The organism is Flavobacterium succinicans LMG 10402 (assembly GCF_000611675.1).
GTDB lineage: Bacteria > Bacteroidota > Bacteroidia > Flavobacteriales > Flavobacteriaceae > Flavobacterium > Flavobacterium succinicans.
In genome coordinates, this window is record NZ_JATV01000002.1 from 125,435 (window position 1) to 144,821 (window position 19,387).

Here is a 19,387-nt window from a genome sequence, read left to right on the forward strand (position 1 = left end):
AACAACAACCTTAAACCTTAAACTTGTAAACCCTTAAACCAAAAACAAACTCTAACCCCATCAAAATCAATCGTAACATATCAAAATCATCCAAAACGCAGCAAATACTATGATATTTTCATACATTTTACGGTTTCCCACAGCATTCTTTCAATTGCTTTTTTGTAGGTTTGCAGGTATTGAGATTATTCAAAAACAATATATATATTTTTCTAGTGGATAATTATTTATACTAACTTACCCAGCTGTATTCAGTGATTTGCTTGCAACTGTTTTAAAAAAATAAATTATAGTTGATTTAGAACGTTTTATTGAAAAAAAATTATAAAACATACTAAATTTATAGAGTAAAATATAACGATTCTTGAAAAACGAAAAACAAACACGGAAAGAAATCATTGACAACCGCTTAAAACAAGCAGGTTGGAACATCAATGACAGAACTCAAGTAATTGAAGAGTTTTTCATTACAAAAGAAAATGATATTGTCAATGAACCGCCAACGCCTTATGGCACAGAGTTTAGTGATTATGTGTTATTAGGTAAAGACGGTAAAGCATTAGCCGTAGTTGAAGCCAAAAAAACTTCTGTTGATGCTAGAATTGGCGAAGAACAAGCCAAACAATATGCGATTAACATTCAAAAACAATTCAATTGTGAATTACCTTTTTGTATGTACACCAATGGAAATGATATTTACTTTTGGGATATTAACAACTATGCACCAAGAAAAATATTTGCTTTCCCTACTCGTTCTGATTTGGAACGTATGGCATTTATTCGCAAAAATCAAAAGTCATTAGCGGATGAATTAATAAATACCAATATTGCAGGTCGTCCTTACCAAATCCAAGCTATTCGTGCCGTTTTTGAAGCTATGGAAGAGAGAAAGCGAAAGTTTCTTTTGATTATGGCTACTGGAACTGGAAAAACCAGAACTTGTATTGCAATGGTTGATGGCTTAATGCGTGCTGGTTGGATTTCGAGAGTATTGTTTTTAGTAGATAGAATTGCATTAAGAGATCAAGCCATAGAAGCTTTCAAAGAGAATGCTCCTCAATATTCGGTTTGGCCTCAAACTGGTGAAACAAAATTAGCTACAGATAGAAGAGTTTATGTTTCAACCTATCCAACAATGCTAAACATAATCGAAAATGAAAAAGAAGGTTTATCTCCGCACTTTTTCGATTTAATTGTGATTGACGAAAGCCACCGTTCTATTTATAACGTCTATCAAAATGTATTAAATTATTTCAATACCATTATCTTAGGATTAACAGCTACACCAACAGATGTAATAGACCACAATACTTTTGAATTATTTGATTGTGAAGACGGCTTGCCTACATTTGCCTATACTTTTGAAGAAGCAGTAAATAATATTCCGCCTTATTTGTCCAATTTCGAAGTAATGAAATTGACTACCAAATTTCAACAAGAAGGAATACATTTAAGTTCGATAAGCGAAGACGACCAAAAGAAATTAATTGCGGAAGGTAAAGATCCAATAGAAATAAACTTTGAAGGTACAGATATTGAAAAAGCTGTTACCAACAAAGGAACGAATGCATTAATTGTAAGAGAGTTTTGGGAAGAATGTATAAAAGACCCAAATGGTGTTTTGCCTGGCAAAACTATTTTCTTTTGTATGACAATGAAACACGCTCGTAGAATAAAAGAAGTATTCGACCAGTTCTATCCTCAAGGTGCTGGCGAAATTGCCAAAGTTATAGTTTCTGACGACCCAAGAGTTTATGGAAAAGGCGGATTGCTAGACCAATTTAGAAATAATGACTTCCCTAGAGTTGCTATAAGCGTAGATATGCTAGATACAGGAATTGATATTCCAGAATTAGTCAATTTAGTATTTGCAAAACCTGTTTTCTCTTATACCAAATTTTGGCAAATGATTGGTAGAGGAACAAGAGTTTTAAATGCTAATCAACGTAGAAGTTGGTGTCACGAAAAAGATAAATTTCTTGTCATTGATTGTTGGGATAATTTTGAATATTTTAAACTCAATCCAAAAGGAAAGGAAAACAAATCTCAAATAGCTTTGCCAGTGCGTCTGTTTAAAATGCGTTTAGAAAAACTAGTTTTGGCTATTGAAAAACATTCAGAAGTCGCAGAAACCGAAAAATTAGAGTTAGAAAAACTACTAAACGCTTTACCTAAAAATAATGTCGTAGTTCAAGATAATTTAACCGATTTAGAAAAAGTTTTAATACCTAATTTTTGGAATGACTTAAGCGAAGATAAATTAGAATTTCTTGACCAAACCATTGCTCCTATTATGAGAGCTTTATCCTCAGTTGATTTTAAAGCAATGCGTTTCGAAAAAGACATCGTAGAATTTTCATTAGCGCAACTCAAAAACGAACTGCAAGACATTGATAATTTAAAAGAACTAATTGTTTCTCAAATAACCGAATTACCTTTAAATATTGGAATAGTTGCTAAAGAGAAAACAACTATAAACAAGGCATTAAAGAATAGTTTTTGGATAAATACTACTGAAGATGATTTACAAGTAGTCATTGATAAAATTGCTCCGTTAATGCGTTTTCGTCAACGATTTGATGGTGGAGACGAACAAGAAAGTCTAAACCTTAAGGATGTGACTTACAAAAAAGAAATGGTAGAATTTGGACCCGAAAATGAGTTAGTAAGTGTAAGTCGATACAAAGAAATGGTCGAAGTTATGGTGCAAGAGCTCGCAGACCAAAATCCAATTTTACAAAAGATAAAACAAGGGCAGAATATTTCATCCGAAGAGTTAGAAACATTAGCACAAATGATGAATGAAAAAGACCCATTTGTAACCGAAAAACTACTACAAAGAGTTTATGGCAACCAACACGCCAAGTTTTTACAATTCATAAAACACATACTACAAGTTGAAGTAATACATTCTTTTGAAGAAACTGTTACTTTGGCATTTGATGTCTTTATTAAAGAACACAACTACCTTTCAAACAATCAAATTGAATTTATGAAAGTGCTCAAAAAATTTCTGATTGACAAAGGCAAAATAGAAAAAAAGGATTTAATAAATCCACCATTTACGCAATTGCATCCGCAAGGTATAATGGGTGTTTTCTCTCCTAAAGAAATTGAAGAAATCATTACTATTATTCAAAAAGTTGCCGCTTAAAACCAATTATCATAATTTATAATAAACAAAAAATGTTATCAAACGACTTAAAATCAAAAATCAATAAACTTTGGGATAAATTCTGGAGTAGAGGAATTTCAAATCCAATTACTGCCATTGAGCAAATTTCGTATTTGCTTTTTATGAAAAGATTAGATGATGCTGATGCTCTAGAGAAAGCTAAAGCAATATTCTCAGAACAAGATTATAGTTCAATTTTTGAAGGTTATCAAGATTGTCGTTGGTCACATTTCTCTAAACTCGACCCTGACACAATGCTACAATTGGTTTCCGACAAGGCATTTCCGTTTATAAAAACCATCAACGACCCATCGCAACCCTATACCAGATATATGAAAGATGCAATTTTCATTATAAATAATTCTGCTTTATTAGATGAAGCAGTAAAAGCGATTGATGAAATTTATGAAGATATAAAAATCCAACAAGACGCTGGGCAACAGTTTCAAGATACACAAGGTGATGTATATGAGTATTTAATTAATGAAATTGGTTCAGCAGGAAAGAACGGTCAATTTAGAACTCCAAGACACTTAATTCAGTTTATGTGTGAAATAATTGACCCAGATTGGACAGACAAAATTTGTGACCCAGCCTGTGGCACTGGTGGTTTTTTAGTGGGAGCATACCAACACATATTAACAAAACATAGTAGTTCAGATGAAATCACAGAAGATGAAAACGGATTAAAACGTTTCAAAAAATATGGTGGTGATGCCATATCACGAAAAGAAGTTTGGGACACTTTACATGAAAAAGCTTTTTATGGCTATGACGTTGACCAAACTATGGTGCGTATTGGGTTAATGAACTTGATGCTGCACGGCATTAAGATACCACAAATTGAGAATACGGATACTTTGTCTAAAATATATGACCAACGTTATGCCGATGGTGAATATTCGGTAATTATGGCAAATCCTCCATTTACGGGTAGAATTGACAAAGGTGGAATGAGCGATAAACTAAAAATTAACGCTACTCAAAGTGAATTGTTATTTTTAGTTCGTATTTCTAAAATGTTACGTTCCGGTGGTAAAGCAGCAGTTATTATTCCTGAAGGCGTTTTGTTTGGAAGTAGTAAAGCACAAAAACAAACCAGAGAAATATTATTAAAAGACAACCAACTTGAAGCTGTTATCTCTTTACCAAGTGGAGCTTTTAAACCATACACAGGGGTAAAAACAGCAATATTAGTATTTACTAAAGTAGAAGAAGATAGCTCAACTTGGCATACAGAAAAAGTGTGGTTTTATGAATTAGCAAACGATGGTTACAGTTTAGATGATAATAGAAGAAAATTGGCTGAAAACCCATTGCCAATTGCGGTTGATGCATACCAAAACAGAGCGACAAGCACACCAATAGAACGTAAAAATCATTTCTTTGTACCAATTGACGAGATTATAAAAAATGGTTTTGATTTAAGTTATAACAATTACAGACAATTTGAATATGAAGAGCAAACTTATGAGCCACCACAAGATATTTTAAAAGCATTATTTGTTTTAGAAGACGAGATTAAAATTGAAATGGAAGAACTTAAAAACTTAATAGGATAATGGATACTGAAAAGTTTAAAGAATTATTTCTGTTTGGACCCAAATCAAAAGTCAAGGCTGGTGACGGCCTAAAGATTGGACGATTTCCATTCTACACATCAAGCCCGACACTTTCAAAATGGATTAATACAGAGCAATATTTTGATGAAGCCTTAATTTTTGGAACTGGTGGACTACCTAGTATTCATTATGTTAATGAACCTTTTGCTACCTCTACAGATTGTTTAGTTTCAATTGCAAAACCTAACAAATCATTCAATGTTAAATTTGTTTACTATTATATTTTTACTAATATTAGAATTTTAGAGCAAGGTTTTAAAGGTGCTGGATTGAAACACATTTCTAAACCTTATATTCAAAATTTAGACATTCCACTTCCAGACCTAGAAACTCAAGATAAGATTGTAGCTATATTAGATAAAGCCAAAAGTTTAATTGATAAAAGAGAACAAACAATTCAAAAGTTTCATGAGCTATTGAGAGCTACTTTTTTGGATATGTTTGGAGATCCTGTAAAAAATGAAAAAGGTTTTGAATTAAGAAATTTAACAGAATTCTATATTGACCCTAAAAACGGAACAAAATGTGGTCCTTTCGGAAGTGCTTTAAAAATTGAAGATTATACAGAAGATGGAACACCTGTTTGGAATATGGATAATATTTCTAAAAATATGGAATTCAATCCAAAACCAAATTTATTTATCCCAAATGAAAAATTTAACGAATTACAAAGATATAATGTTGTTAATGATGATATTATAATTTCAAGAGCAGGAACTGTTGGAAAAATGTGTGTCGTTAAAACTGAATTTCAAAATTCAATTTTAAGTACCAACTTAATTCGTTTGAGATTAAATAGTGATTTGTTATTGCCTAAATATTTTATTTATTTAATGAAGTTTAGTAAAGGTGGTATAATTAGATTAAAAAAAGGAGGCGAAGATGCTTTTAGTCATATGAATACTGGAATATTAGATAGTATTACCTTTCCATATCCACAAATTAGTTTACAAAACAAATTCCATAAAATATATTCAAAAATAGAAGCTAGTATAGAAAAACTAAATCAATCCAAAACCCAATTAGAAAACTTATTAAACGGTTTATCTCAAAGTGCTTTTAATGGAGAATTAGAATTTAATACTGCGGTTGATTTAGAAGTTTTATTAGAAAATGATTATGAATATTTTAAAGATAATGCCGATAAAAAAGCAATACAATTGTTACTGGATAGATTGGATAAAAATGAAGTAAACGAAAATAAATTTTATGAAGAACACTTGTATGACAAAGCTAAAAGTTTTGTTTTTGAACTATTAAAAGAAGAAAAAATAAAACAAGTCTTTGATAAAAAAACAAATAGCATAAAACTCACTTTGTAATGAAATTACTAAAACTCAAAATAGAAAACGAAGACGGTTTTAGAAGCTTACAACAAGGTTTTGAAATAAATTTCCACTCATTAAGTGACATAGATAAGATGGGGGATTTTCGTCCGTTTTGCTTTGCAGGTTTGAATGGTAGCGGTAAATCTAATGTTTTGGAAGCAATCGCTAATATTTTCTATCATCTTGAAGTTTGTGTAGCTAAATACATTCCTGATAGCATAAAAAACCCAGATAATTTCAGAAGAAATGAATGTACTCCTGATGCTTTTACATTAGAATATCTAATTGGTCAACACAATAGAAAATTTTATTCAGTAGCGTTTTTCGACAAAGTAATAATTAAAAAGGAAGAGGGTAAAGAACCAAAAATGTTTTTACATCCTTTTCCCTTTGACTCTTCAACAGAAGTTGAAGAAGTATCATTAGTACCTCCTAAATTAAGAGATTCCGCAGCAGAAGGTAAAGAATACTTGCCAGCACATATTGTAGGTTACTCATCTGGAGAAAATGAAATTTTAAGTTTACCTTTTGTAAAAAGTCGTTTAATTCATTTGGACGAATATAAACAAGCTACTCGCGACAATTACAGTAATTTTGAAGAGCCAGAAAACAGTTTAATTTATATTGATAATTATATGAGTCAAGCCGTTTTATTAGCTTGTTTACTTTTTGAAGACGATGAAACATTAGAACCGCTGCGAAGCGTTGATAATACTGGCATATTAGGACTTCGAAGTTTTAGAATAAATATACATCTCCAAGATTTTACCTTTATTAATGAAAAAGATAAAAAAGAATATAAAATTCCAATTATAAAGTTAATTGATCACAATCAAATTTACATATTAAAAGATTGCGCTACTGCTTGGTTTTTAGATTATAAAACAGATACACTTTGGTTAGATTTTTTTGTAAATGATGCAACTAAAGCGGTTTTTAGAGAGCATTTTAACAATGGATTTGAATGCTTTCAACTATTTCGTTTATTATATGAACTTAACAATTATCTAGTTGAAGATGACATCAAGACGGATGTTTATCGCTCCAAAGGAGTTTATACTGACGGGAAATTGCCTACTCCAAGCCCATCCAAAGATGTATTTCATTTTTTAGACTTTTATATCACCAAAGAATTAAAGAAAACAGGAGAAATAAAAGATTTGTTATTACGAAGTTTTTCCGATGGTGAACATCAATTTATACATACTATGGGGATATGTCTTTTGTTAAAAGACCGTAGAACCTTACTATTATTAGATGAACCCGAAACGCATTTCAATCCAAGTTGGAGAGCAAAGTTTGTGAAAATTTTAAATGACAGTATTACATCTGGAAATAAAGGAAAGGATTTCAATGTTCATTTGTTAAAAGATGTTTTGTTAACCTCTCATTCTCCGTTTATTATTTCAGATTGTATGCCTGATAATGTTATTCTTTTCGAAAAAGATGAGAAAGGCATTACTACTGCAAAAAAAGTATCAGAACTCGACAATGCTTTTAATACATACGGAACTTCTGTTGAGTTAATTTTAGACAAGTTATTCGATTACAGACAATCTATAGGCGACTTGTCTCATTCAGTTTTAGATGAAATCGATTTTAGTAATTTAGATTCGGATAAAAAAGTACAAGAACAAAAAGCAAAACTTAGAATTTTAGGAGAATCGATAGAAAAGGATATGGTTTTAGCAAGGTTAAATCGAATATCAATAAACAACTCAAAATAACAATGCTAAGAACTTATAAATTTATACAAGACCCTATTTTTGAGTTACATAAAATGCTACAGCATTTGGTGTGTGAAGTATGGTGCAATGCTTCAGATGAAAATACTTGCCAACAACTTATTAATAGTGAATTTGAAGTAATTTACTTAGAATATGATTGGTTAAAAGAAGATGTTGATAAAATTTATGAAGAATGTAAGCCCTTATTGGATGATGAAAGAGGAGATATTAGAGAAGCGTTTTATGTAAATAATAGAATTGAGGAATTATGCGACGGACTTGAAGCAATTGAATTAGGAACATTACCAAAAGTTGTTGAAAATTCAATGTTACCATTACTAAGAAAATTCTATTCAAGGCTTTTAGATTTAGCCAAAGTGCCAGGAAATAAATTAGAATATTATAATCGTCTTGTAAATGATAAATATATATACTGCCCATGTTGTGGTATAGTAAAAATTGAACCTGAAGAATCAGCTTTTAGAGAGGATAATGACCACTTTTTCCCTATCTCTAAATATCCTTTCGCTGCAATTAATTTCAATAATTTATTTCCTGTTTGCGAAAAGTGTAATAAAAAAAGAAAAGGCACAAAAACACCGCAAGAACATAATGGTCTAGCCTACTATGGTTTCGCAAAACGTGATGATATTAAAGTTTCTGTAAAAATAAATGACAGTGACGATTTAGATTATCTCAAATTAAACACAAAAGATATAAGCTTCTCATTTACAGAAGATGCTAATAAAAACTCTACTTGGAATTATTTGTTTGGGATTATTGAAAGATACAATAAGGAAGTGAGAGACTTTTCTTTCACAGAACTACGTGCCATAAAAAATAGAATTTATCTCAATAAAGATATAAATAATGGAAACCCATATGATGCTATTTTGGACTTTGAAATAGAGAACTATGAAGCAGATAAATATAAAGAATCAAAATTTTTAAAAGCTGCCTTTCTTAAAGAAATTAAAAATAGACCGGAATGGATGGCTGTTTATAATAAAGACTAATGAATAACACTTATAACTTAACAGGAAACGCAGGAGAATATTTTGTTTGTTCAGAGTTAAGCAAACTCAATATATTGCCTCTATTAACACCCAAAAACAATCCTTTGTTTGATATTATTGCTACTAATCATGATGGTTCAAAACACGTTGCGATACAAGTTAAAACAATGGGTTTGAAAAACGAACAAGGTTGGAAGTTAAGCACGGGCATTACTACAAGAAAAAACAATCCTAATTTGTTTTTAGCATTAGTCAACCTAAAAGTAAATGCGCCAAATGAGTTTTATATATATCAATACGATGATTTTGTAAATCGTGTAAATGAAGTTTATATTAGTTATATCGAAAAACCTCACTCCAGAACAAAAGAACCCAAAAAAGATGTAAAATTTAGATGGTTCAACTTTTCAGACTTCAACGAAGATGATAAATCAAGAAAAAATGATTGGTCCCTAATAATTAATAACCTTATATGAATTTCGATCATAATACTTTCTTCAATAGCATTTCAGCAATTTGCGTAATCATTGCAACATTATTTACTTATAAAAACTATTTGTTTTTTAAAACGTTAGAAAATGAAAACCATTTTTATAAATACAAAATGGAATCCGCTCAGAAACTATTAGTTGCTTCAATGAGTTTGATTAGTCACTTCCAAGATATTATAGATGAATCTTTTAACTTAAAAGCAAGTAACTCGTTCGATGAAGAAGCAAACAAAATTATTGATAACAAAATAGATTTTCAATTTGATGAGTTTAGAAAATCAGTTATTGAGAATAGCTTATTTCTTCCTCAAAATATAATTGATGAAATTGAAGCTTTTTATGAAATGTTTTTCGAAGAAACTAATTTTGTCAAAGGCTCAAAAGAAGAAATCAATGACTATTTTGATAATTTTTTGGATAAAATAGAATCTATAGCAGAACTAATTAGACACGACTTAGGTGTTGAAAATTTAAATATCAAATTGAAGAAAAGACTAAAAGTAAACACTAAATTTTTAGCAAGTATTTCCAGATAGTGGATTTGTAATCCCTGCTCCCAATGTAAAAAAAGCAATATTCGATTCAAACTAGCTTAACAAATTTGAATGTTATATTGCCCTGTACAGACAGTTCGCGAACTGTACTAATTAATATGAAGCATATTTCTCAAAAATGTTTTTTTTCGCTCCTACTTGAATGATCTAGAAACAACCTTATAATAAAAAAGTGTAGCACTTAGAATAAGCGCTACACTTCTTTTGAATTACAACAAAGAAATTATTTTTCTTTGCGAACGCCTTTAAAAGGAGTACCATCTTGCTTAACATCCATAAAACGACCAGTGTTAGCATCACGCTTAACCCATTGCTCGGTTGTTGGATTATAAGTCTGACTTCTTTCTTTCACTGCACCATTGCGATGTCCGTCTCCCGGTGTACCATTTTTGGCCATAGCTTTCAGATTTACTGCAATCAAACCATTTAATACTGAGGTGTTTGATCAAATACCCAAGGAATAATTAGGTAATAAATAGAATTCTATTACTTTTGCAGCTGAAATAAATACCGTCCAAAGTTTTAATTTCAACCGACCGAAGCGCTATTCCTGTTTGCTTCGGTTATTTTTTATACTTTCCTCATACTGTTTGATAGTATCAATGCCAGCTATTAACTTACTGTCTTTTGCTTTCACTTCTTGTATAAAAGCATCGCATTCTTTTTCACTCAAGACACCTTTATAATAGGCTTCTAGTAGAATGTCCATAGTAGTCAAATAAACAATACCAAAATAATCACAATAGCTCTTAATATCCTTTAAATTACTACTGGCTATATAATCTTTTGTGTGTTTAGCTACAGCCATACAAGCTGCCTCTCCATCTCCCATCGTAGCTTTTAAACGAGCATACTCAATTAGTATAGCTTTATCGACTGGAAAAGGAAGTACTTCAATCATTGACCACTCTATAAAATTATCCAACGCTACGATACTTTTTTTCCGTTTGTTCAATTCGTCTTTTACTTTATCCAAAATAACAAATCGATTGGGAAAAATTTTAGGCAAAAGCAACTGATGCCCCGCTTTAGTAAAATGAATGATTACATCACAATCCAATAATATCCTAGGTCCTATATTAGTTTTCTTCCCCATCATCATTAAATTTTGGATCATCAATATCGAATCCTATATCCAACATCAAAGAATGATAATGACTTTCAGAAATTGTTTCTGAATCAAATAATGCTCTAACCTTTATTCCATAATCACCTACTACTTTCTCTTCATCACTTCTTACATAAAGTGCGTTTGAGTAACCGTGCTCAACAGCGCTTTTAATGACGCCTTTTAAGTAAGGTTTGTAATCTTCATAATGAATGTATTTGCCTTTACTTAATCGAACCAAAAGAGCAGCTCTTGAAACACCAAAATACTGCTCCATTTTTATAAGAGTAGCCAATGAAAGTGTTTCTCCCCACCCCAATTCCTTTTCTGGAATCTGTTTAATCAATGCAGCCTCAGGCATTAAAAAATAGGAACTAAAAATATCTGCATTATACTCTTCTCTATCCCTTTTATCAAATTGACCAGCATTACACATTTGAAAATTAAAATGATCTTGAATAAACAAGTGATACAACTCATGTCCTATGGTGAAATTTTGCCTTCCTACTGGCAACGCCGAATTAATCAACATAAATAAACTGTCATTGGTTTTAAGTGCCATACCAGAAAACGCACTCTCCAAAGGCTTGTAAACGGTCAAAACACCTAAAGTCAATAATAGCTTTTCCAAATCAATTGAGGAATCAGTTCCCAATCCTAATTCTCTTCGGAATTTATTGGCTCGAGCTTCTAAAACTTTCTCATTTAATGCCATGATACAATCGGTTTATCTTAATATAATTCTTTACAATTTTTCCAAAATCCGAAAGCTTTTCCATATCACTTGCTGTGACAGAATCTTTTCGAAAGGCAAATACAACTTCAGCCATAGCTTCCTCAACGGTTTCACTAAAAAAAATAGCTAATTCTACACCAAACAAATCCGATAATTTTTCTAAAATTGCTAACGGTACCTCTCTTTCATCATTTTCATAAAAACTTATCATTTCCCTTTTCACATCAAGAAAACTAGCTAGTTTTTCTTGTGTATATCCATATCTTTCACGCAATCCTTTTATTACCAATCCTGTAGTGGCTTCCATATTTTTGTGAGTTTTGATTTAACTGTTTTCTATTAAGGATCAATTATTTGTTACAAAAATACACATTTCATTCTAATTAAACAAAATTGTACAAAATAGAAATAAATTAATTCGCCAATTAAGTAGTTATCCCATCCCGTAAGGACAGCTCGCAAGCTATCCCCATTCCAAACCACAACACTTATTTAACACTCAAGCATTCAACCTATTAAATAAAATTCCTATCTTTAAATTCAAACCCAAAGCACAAAACAATGGATACGATTGAAGATAAATTACCAGTGGATGTAGCAGCCAATCTCAAAGAACTAAAAGAAGATTTAGACCTAAAAATACCACCCAAAAAACTAGAAAAAAACCTACTCATTGCCACTTGGAACATTAGAGCATTTGGTGACATCACCCGCAAATGGACATCCGCTCCTACCGACAGTCCCAAAAGAGATTTACATTCCTTGGTGTGCATAGCCGAGATCATCAAACGATTTGATGTGATAGCAGTCCAGGAAGTAAAAGCCAATCTCAAAGGTCTACGCGATGTGCTGAAAGTCCTAGGTTCAGATTGGTCTTTAATCCTAACAGACGTAAATCAAGGCGATGTCGGCAATGGCGAACGTATGGCTTATCTCTTTGATACCCGTCGCGTAAACCTTTCCGGTCTAGCCTGCGAACTAGTAGTTCCAGACGAATGGACAAAAACCATCAACAAAGGAATGCTCGACAAACAATTTGTGCGTTCCCCTTATGCGGTGAGCTTTAGAGCACAAAACCAAACCTTTATTCTAGTAACCTTACACATCCTTTTCGGTAATACCTCGAGCGACCGCATCACCGAGCTTAAAGGCATCGCAAAATGGTTGGCCAGTTGGGCAGACGACATCAACGTCTACCACCAAAACCTAATCGCCTTAGGAGATTTCAACATTGACAAACGCGGAGACTTACTAAACCAAACCTTTATATCCGAGGGATTGTATATCCCACCTGCTTTACAAAACGACAAAGTAACCCGTTCCATCTTCGATGAAACCAAATACTATGACCAAATCGCTTGGTTCCAAAACAGCAACAAGAAAAACAACCTATCATTAGAATTCATAACAGGCGGCAATTACGACTTCCTCAAAACCGCCCTATCCAACCGTGGCCTCACCAAACAAGCCCTTTCCTTCATGCTATCCGACCACTACCCCCTCTGGGCAGAATTCAAACTATAATCCCGTACGGACAGGTCGCGACCTGTCCCAATTCATCATTCCGAATCCCCATTCCCCATCCCGAATCCCATTCCTCATCTCTCCTATTGAATAAATGCTTCAACAATAAAAAAAGTACTGTATCTTTGAAATAAAGGAAACAAAACCAGTCTAGGGAGATAAACACAAAATAAGTATGCCCGAAATAAGCAACGATAAAACTATTTTTTCAATACTAGAAGTAACCAATAGTATAAAAAAAACGCTGGAAAAAAGGTACACCAATACCTATTGGATTAAGACTGAAATGAACAAACTAAACCATTACAGCCACTCGGGTCATTGCCCCGATAACGCGGATTTGCAATCCGTGCCCTCAGTGATATAACAACTGAAATTAAATCCTAAAAAATCTCCTAAATTTGATTAACAAATAGCATATAATTAGGGCTGTACGGACAACTCGCGAGTTGTCTACTGCTATCGTGCTATAGTGAAGCAATATTGTTTTTTTTGGACAAAGGCATTAACCCAACTCAATCTACAGTTATGTCGCTTCCCCATCACTCAACAGAAAACCGATAACCGATAACTGCCTCCGTTAATAACTATTTCCCCTCATTTCCACACAAGCAATAACTATCTTCTCTAATTTTGCAAAATGAAATACCGTCATAGGGTATTTCAAAATTGAAAAACTATAGGGAAATGAAACTTCGTAAACTGCAAAATACCACCACACTCGAATTCTACACCGCAGATTTAACCACAGAGTTAGAAATTCCATTTATGGACACAGGCATCAGTGCTGGGTTTCCATCCCCAGCAGATGATTTCTTAGAACTCAGTATAGACCTCAATAAACATCTAATCAAGCACAAAGACAGTACCTTTTTTGCAAAAGTCAAAGGGCATTCTATGAAGAATGCAGGTATCTTCGATGGTGATTTGCTAGTTATAGACAAAAGTTTGGCACCCCAAGACGGCAAAATTGCCATTTGCCAAATTGATGGAGAATTCACCGTAAAGCGCATCAAAATAGAAAAAGACATTGTTTGGCTTATTGCCGAAAACGAAGACTATGAACCTATCAAAGTCACCCCCGAGAACGAACTCATGATCTGGGGCATCGTCATTCACAGCATCAAATCTTTTTAATTCCCCTCTCGAGGGGTGCCCGAAGGGTGGGGTGGTTTTTCATAACATAGCATCGCCAACATAAAAGTAGTTACGATTAAACAACATTAAACCTTTTAAACATCAACTCAAACCCAACACCCAATACCCAATACCCAATACCCAAAAAAATGTACGCCCTAGTCGACTGCAATAATTTCTACGCATCTTGCCAACGCGTTTTTGAACCCCACTTAATTGGTAAACCAGTAGTAATACTGTCCAATAACGATGGGTGTGTTATCGCGCGTTCAAATGAAGCTAAAGCATTAGGCATACCGATGGGAGCACCTGCATTCGAATACAAAAAGCTCTTTGAGGAACAAAAAGTATTTATCTATTCCTCTAACTATGCGTTGTATGGAGATATGAGCAGTAGGGTAATGAATATTTTGTCTACGTATACACCAGAGATCGAGATATACAGTATCGATGAAGCCTTTTTAAAATTCAAAGGCTTCGACCTTTACAATTTAGAAGAGTATGGTATTCAAATCCAACGCACCGTAACCAAGAACACAGGCATTCCCATCAGTGTGGGATTCGCCCCAACTAAAGCCTTGGCCAAAGTAGCCAATAAGATTGCTAAGAAGTTCCCAGAACGCACCAAAAGCGTCTATGTCATAGATACTGAAGAAAAAAGAATCAAAGCCTTGAAATGGACAAAAATTGAGGACGTTTGGGGGATTGGTAGAAAACACACCAAACGATTACAAGCCAAGAAGATTTTCACTGCATATCAATTTACTCAACTCCCTGATGATTGGGTACGTAAAGAAATGGCGGTAGTAGGGTTGAGGTTAAAACACGAATTGGAAGGCAAACCTACTTTAAATCTGGAAATACCCAAAAGCAAAAAGATGATCGCCACGACACGTTCGTTCGAAAAGCCAATGACCAAATTGGAAGATATGGCAGAACGGGTAGCTACCTTTACCGCATCTTGCGCACAAAAATTACGCAAACAAAACAGCCATTGCAATATGATTATGGTCTTTGTTCATACAAACTATTTCCGCCAAGACCAACCCCAATATTCCCGAAACATTGTTATCAAAACCGATTTCCCAACTAACTCCACTATTGAGTTAAACCATTACGCTCAAATAGGATTAAAAGCCATTTTCAAAGAAGGCTACCACTACAAAAAAGCTAGTGTAATCGTAATGGGACTTACCCCAAACAGCGAAACCCAACTTTCCTTATTCAACACCAGCAACCCAAAGCACCAACCTTTAATGAGCGTCATCGACAAACTCAACCAATCTTACGGCACCAATAAAATCAAATTCGCCACACAATCCCTTGGCCGCCAATGGAAAATGAAACAAGAAAAACTTTCTCCTTGTTTCACCACCAAAATAAAAGAAATAATTACTATTAAAGCTGAATAATGCAATAAAAATAGCATATATTTGGAAAGTAAAAGCTTACAAACTTTTATAAAACAACACTGTTTTAGGAGTATATGCGATGGTTTGTAGCGGCTATACGCTAGTTGGGAGAAATTTAACACGAAAATCGAAGTAAACAGAACATTATCATATGAAGTTATTAGGCAAAAATGAACTGAATACATATCTTGACAAAGAAAGTATTTGGACACCTAAAAGATTAGTAAATAAATTAGACTATATTTCAGGAATTACTCCATTTGACGAACTGCTCAATGGCAAATTATTTACAGAAGTTGTAGCGCTAATTAACCTGAGATTTAGACCTAAAGGTTTACAGATAGAAATTATGAAAGGAATAAGTTATTATTCTGTAGGTATTTTAGAATCGAACATTTTAAGTGTAAACTTGGATGGGCAAAGTCAGCTATCTGAACAGAAAAATAAATCAGTAATTGGAAGAGCAATTGTAGGAGGATTAATTTTAGGGCCTGTTGGAGCAATTGTTGGTGGAATGACTGGAATTGGACAAAAGCAAGTTGCTACAAATATGGCGGAAAACATATTAAGTATAAGTTATTTAGAAAATAAAATTGAGAAAATACTACTTTTCTCGTGTAAGAACAAACACAGAAAAGAAGTGGATTTTTTCATCTTAAAAAATTATAAAAGTAAATTTCAAATAACCCACTCTTCAAATATCAAGCCCATTATAAATAATGAAAATGATAATATTGAAAAACTCGAAAAATTATTTCAATGAAAGAAAAAGGATTGATTTCTGATGAAGAATTTGTGTCACTCAAAAATAATCTGATAAAATAAACTACTGCCAGCCGCCGTTGGCAATATGACGGGTTTTGGACTTAATTTAAAGTTCGCTTTGTATTTGAAAAGTCTGTATTTAATCGAAAGTTTAGGCTTTATCAATCCGTCACACCGCCAAGTTGCCAACCGTTGGCGATAAAAAAAAAGCATATGAATGATATTCCTGAAAATTTTGACATTGACAATCGTGAATTTAAATTTGCAGAACAGTTAATTTTATTTTCAAATCGCTCAATATATTTAACAGGTAAAGCAGGTACTGGTAAATCAACATTTTTAAGATATATCGCTCAAAATACTACTAAAAATTACATAATAGTTGCACCAACTGGAATTGCAGCAATTAATGCAGGAGGCACAACTATTAACTCCTTTTTTCAGCTTCCATTTACACCATTCGTCTGGGAAAAATTTAATGATACTCAAAAACAAAGTTTCTATAATTTTAGTAGAGAAAAACAAGATATTATAGCAAAAGCCGAATTAATTATAATTGATGAAATTTCAATGGTGAGAGCGGATACAATTGATGCTATAGATTTTAGATTAAGAAATTTTGGAGGTAAAAGGAATTTACCATTTGGTGGTAAACAAATTTTATTTGTGGGTGATACATTTCAATTAGAACCTATTGCAAAATATGATGAATGGAATATTTTGCGAGAACATTATAATTCAAAGTATTTTTTTGCGGCTAAAACTTTTCAAGAAGTAGATTTTTTAAATATTGAATTAAAAAAAGTATATCGTCAAACCGATGAAAAATTTATCTCTTTACTAAATAAAGTAAGAACCAAAAGTGCACAATTAGAAGACATACAAGAACTAAATAAAAGTTACTCCCCAAATTTCATACCTAATCAAAATGAAGATTATATTACATTAGCAACTAAAAGGGATATTGTTGATGCAACAAATTTAACAAAAATAAACACTTTAAAAGGAGATAAAATCCTATTTGAAGGTCTAATCAATGGTGTTTTTGGTAGAGAAAACAGTAATAATGAGGATTTATTACCTACAAATAAAATTTTAGAACTTAAAATTGATGCACAAGTAATGTTTGTCAAAAATGACAGGGATAGAAGATGGGTCAATGGTACAATTGGTAGAATACAAAGTTTAGAAGATGATAAAATATTTGTTACAATTAACAATAAAGAGATATCTGATACATACCAAATTGAGAAAGTTACTTGGGAAAATATTAAGTACGAGATAAATCCAGAAAATGGAAAAATAATAGATAAAGTAATTGGAACATTTACTCAATTTCCTGTTAAACTTGCTTGGGCAATAACAATTCATAAAAGTCAAGGATTAACATTTGACAACGTTATTATAGATATGGGTGATGGTGCATTTTCTGCTGGTCATACATATGTTGCTTTAAGTAGATGTAAAACTTTTGAAGGAATAAAATTAAAAACACTAATAAAACCAAGTGATATAATTGTTCGAGAAGAAGTAATTAATTTATCTCAAAACTCAAATAATGAGCAAATTATTACAGATGAACTAACAAATAGTCAAGCAAATTATTATTATAAAGAATGCATTATTGACTTTAATAATAGTAATTATGGTAATTCATATGATAATTTAAATAAAGCATTACAATTTAGAAATGACACTTTAAAACCAGTCTTTAAAAGATTACTTACATTCAAATTAAATAATATTAAAAATAAGAGTGAAAAAGTTCAAAATCTAGAAAAACAAGTTAATTCACTAACAAATAACATCTTTGATTTAAAAAATAAAATTAAATCATTTGAGAATAGCATTACTAATCTAACAGAAAAGAATGAAAACTTAATTGATGAAAATGAATTAAACAAAAACACGATAAATAGTAATACAACTCTAATATCGAAATTAAAGAATGAAAACAGAAAATTGAAGAGCGAAAATATGAGCATTTTAGAAAAACATAATTTAGAAATTAAGCATTATTTAGAAAACAAAATCAGATTAGAAACCTCTATCGAATATATATTTAAATTAGAGAGCAAAGCGAAACAAGATAAAAAAGAAATTTCTAATTGGAAAAAAATAAGCTTAATTACTGTATTTGTAATCTTTATTACATTATTTATTCTAGTAATTAAGTTCTAAATACATTGCCAGCTACCAAGAGCTACAACAAATTTAAGTAATAGCCTTACTGGTATATAGGTTTTGAGTTTGGCAGTTTAGTGTTAAACAAAAAATAAATCTTAATTTAGCCCCCAAAACCTGATAGGCAGGTTTGCAATCCAAACCCTCAGTGATATAACAACTGAAATTTAACTCGATATCGATTTGCAATCCGTGCCCACAGCGTTATCAAAACACTAGAAATAATAGCTTTAAATTCATCTATCACTTTCTTTTCTAGGAGCAGCAATCATAGCGCTTGATAGGGCAATATCGTCCCGCTATCCGCTGCACCCGAGCGATAGCGAACTGACGAAGTAATCTTTTTGCGCTGAACACCAGCCCAAAAAGGATTTCCACTCCTATCGGGGCTAAAGTGTAGCATATTACCATTTTGTAGATATTGTAGCTTTAAAAAGAGGATGGCTTCGCAAAATTGCAAACTTTGAGGAATACTATATAACATAGGAATTCATAAAACATTGTAATACCGATAAACCCTATTCTCAAAAAAAGTACCTTTATGGAAGATTTTTTGTTCATACACGTAGTACAACAAACTCAGGATAATTTTCAACTCACCAACGATA

Annotated in this window: 16 protein-coding genes; 12 read left to right on the forward strand and 4 right to left on the reverse strand. The window is 32.4% G+C overall.

The genetic code is table 11. From position 1 onward, the window contains the following. The first annotated feature begins 364 nt into the window (after positions 1-364). From AO58_RS0102040 to AO58_RS0102070, 7 genes are all read left to right on the forward strand, one after another. On the forward strand, positions 365-3,154 hold the full coding sequence (locus tag AO58_RS0102040; protein WP_024980112.1) for a type I restriction endonuclease subunit R: 2,790 nt from the start codon (positions 365-367) through the stop codon (positions 3,152-3,154). A 32-nt stretch (positions 3,155-3,186) separates the two neighbouring features. Further along, complete coding sequence (locus tag AO58_RS0102045) at positions 3,187-4,737, forward strand: type I restriction-modification system subunit M (RefSeq protein WP_024980113.1); 1,551 nt, start codon at positions 3,187-3,189, stop codon at positions 4,735-4,737. Further along, on the forward strand, positions 4,737-6,119 hold the full coding sequence (locus AO58_RS0102050; RefSeq protein ID WP_024980114.1) for a restriction endonuclease subunit S: 1,383 nt from the start codon (positions 4,737-4,739) through the stop codon (positions 6,117-6,119). The genes AO58_RS0102045 and AO58_RS0102050 overlap by 1 nt, the downstream gene beginning before the upstream one ends. Then, positions 6,119-7,852, forward strand: coding sequence for a restriction system-associated AAA family ATPase (locus AO58_RS0102055; RefSeq protein ID WP_024980115.1), 1,734 nt, complete (start codon positions 6,119-6,121; stop codon positions 7,850-7,852). Before AO58_RS0102050 ends, AO58_RS0102055 begins: the two co-directional genes overlap by 1 nt. 2 nt (positions 7,853-7,854) lie before the next feature. After that, entirely contained in the window at positions 7,855-8,868 is a 1,014-nt protein-coding gene (locus tag AO58_RS0102060) for a hypothetical protein (RefSeq protein WP_024980116.1), read from the forward strand. Next, positions 8,868-9,344 (forward strand): hypothetical protein, encoded by a 477-nt coding sequence (locus tag AO58_RS0102065; protein ID WP_024980117.1) that lies wholly within the window; start codon positions 8,868-8,870, stop codon positions 9,342-9,344. The genes AO58_RS0102060 and AO58_RS0102065 overlap by 1 nt, the downstream gene beginning before the upstream one ends. 128 nt (positions 9,345-9,472) lie before the next feature. Continuing rightward, on the forward strand, positions 9,473-9,895 hold the full coding sequence (locus tag AO58_RS0102070; RefSeq protein WP_139225539.1) for a hypothetical protein: 423 nt from the start codon (positions 9,473-9,475) through the stop codon (positions 9,893-9,895). A gap of 241 nt (positions 9,896-10,136) precedes the next feature. Here the strand turns inward: AO58_RS0102070 and AO58_RS16835 are convergent, their stop codons facing one another. From AO58_RS16835 to AO58_RS0102090, 4 genes are all read right to left on the reverse strand, one after another. After that, entirely contained in the window at positions 10,137-10,334 is a 198-nt protein-coding gene (locus tag AO58_RS16835; RefSeq protein WP_035717239.1) for a hypothetical protein, read from the reverse strand. A 123-nt stretch (positions 10,335-10,457) separates the two neighbouring features. After that, on the reverse strand, positions 10,458-11,009 hold the full coding sequence (locus AO58_RS0102080; RefSeq protein ID WP_074917597.1) for a PIN domain-containing protein: 552 nt from the start codon (positions 11,007-11,009) through the stop codon (positions 10,458-10,460). Further along, on the reverse strand, positions 10,993-11,736 hold the full coding sequence (locus tag AO58_RS0102085) for an ImmA/IrrE family metallo-endopeptidase (protein WP_024980120.1): 744 nt from the start codon (positions 11,734-11,736) through the stop codon (positions 10,993-10,995). The genes AO58_RS0102080 and AO58_RS0102085 overlap by 17 nt, the downstream gene beginning before the upstream one ends. After that, complete coding sequence (locus AO58_RS0102090) at positions 11,723-12,064, reverse strand: helix-turn-helix domain-containing protein (protein ID WP_024980121.1); 342 nt, start codon at positions 12,062-12,064, stop codon at positions 11,723-11,725. Before AO58_RS0102090 ends, AO58_RS0102085 begins: the two co-directional genes overlap by 14 nt. Positions 12,065-12,318: 254 nt before the next feature. Here AO58_RS0102090 and AO58_RS0102095 point away from each other — a divergent pair, with 254 nt between their 5' ends. From AO58_RS0102095 to AO58_RS16845, 5 genes are all read left to right on the forward strand, one after another. Beyond that, entirely contained in the window at positions 12,319-13,281 is a 963-nt protein-coding gene (locus tag AO58_RS0102095) for an endonuclease/exonuclease/phosphatase family protein (protein WP_024980122.1), read from the forward strand. A gap of 687 nt (positions 13,282-13,968) precedes the next feature. After that, complete coding sequence (locus AO58_RS0102105; protein ID WP_024980123.1) at positions 13,969-14,418, forward strand: LexA family protein; 450 nt, start codon at positions 13,969-13,971, stop codon at positions 14,416-14,418. A 149-nt stretch (positions 14,419-14,567) separates the two neighbouring features. Beyond that, the gene (locus AO58_RS0102110) at positions 14,568-15,830 is read left to right on the forward strand and encodes a Y-family DNA polymerase (protein ID WP_024980124.1); all 1,263 of its coding nucleotides are present in this window, start codon (positions 14,568-14,570) and stop codon (positions 15,828-15,830) included. Between the two features lie 151 nt (positions 15,831-15,981). Next, the gene (locus AO58_RS17510; protein ID WP_024980125.1) at positions 15,982-16,593 is read left to right on the forward strand and encodes a hypothetical protein; all 612 of its coding nucleotides are present in this window, start codon (positions 15,982-15,984) and stop codon (positions 16,591-16,593) included. 215 nt (positions 16,594-16,808) lie between these two features. Next, positions 16,809-18,776, forward strand: coding sequence for a DEAD/DEAH box helicase (locus tag AO58_RS16845; RefSeq protein WP_024980126.1), 1,968 nt, complete (start codon positions 16,809-16,811; stop codon positions 18,774-18,776). Positions 18,777-19,387 lie beyond the last annotated feature (611 nt).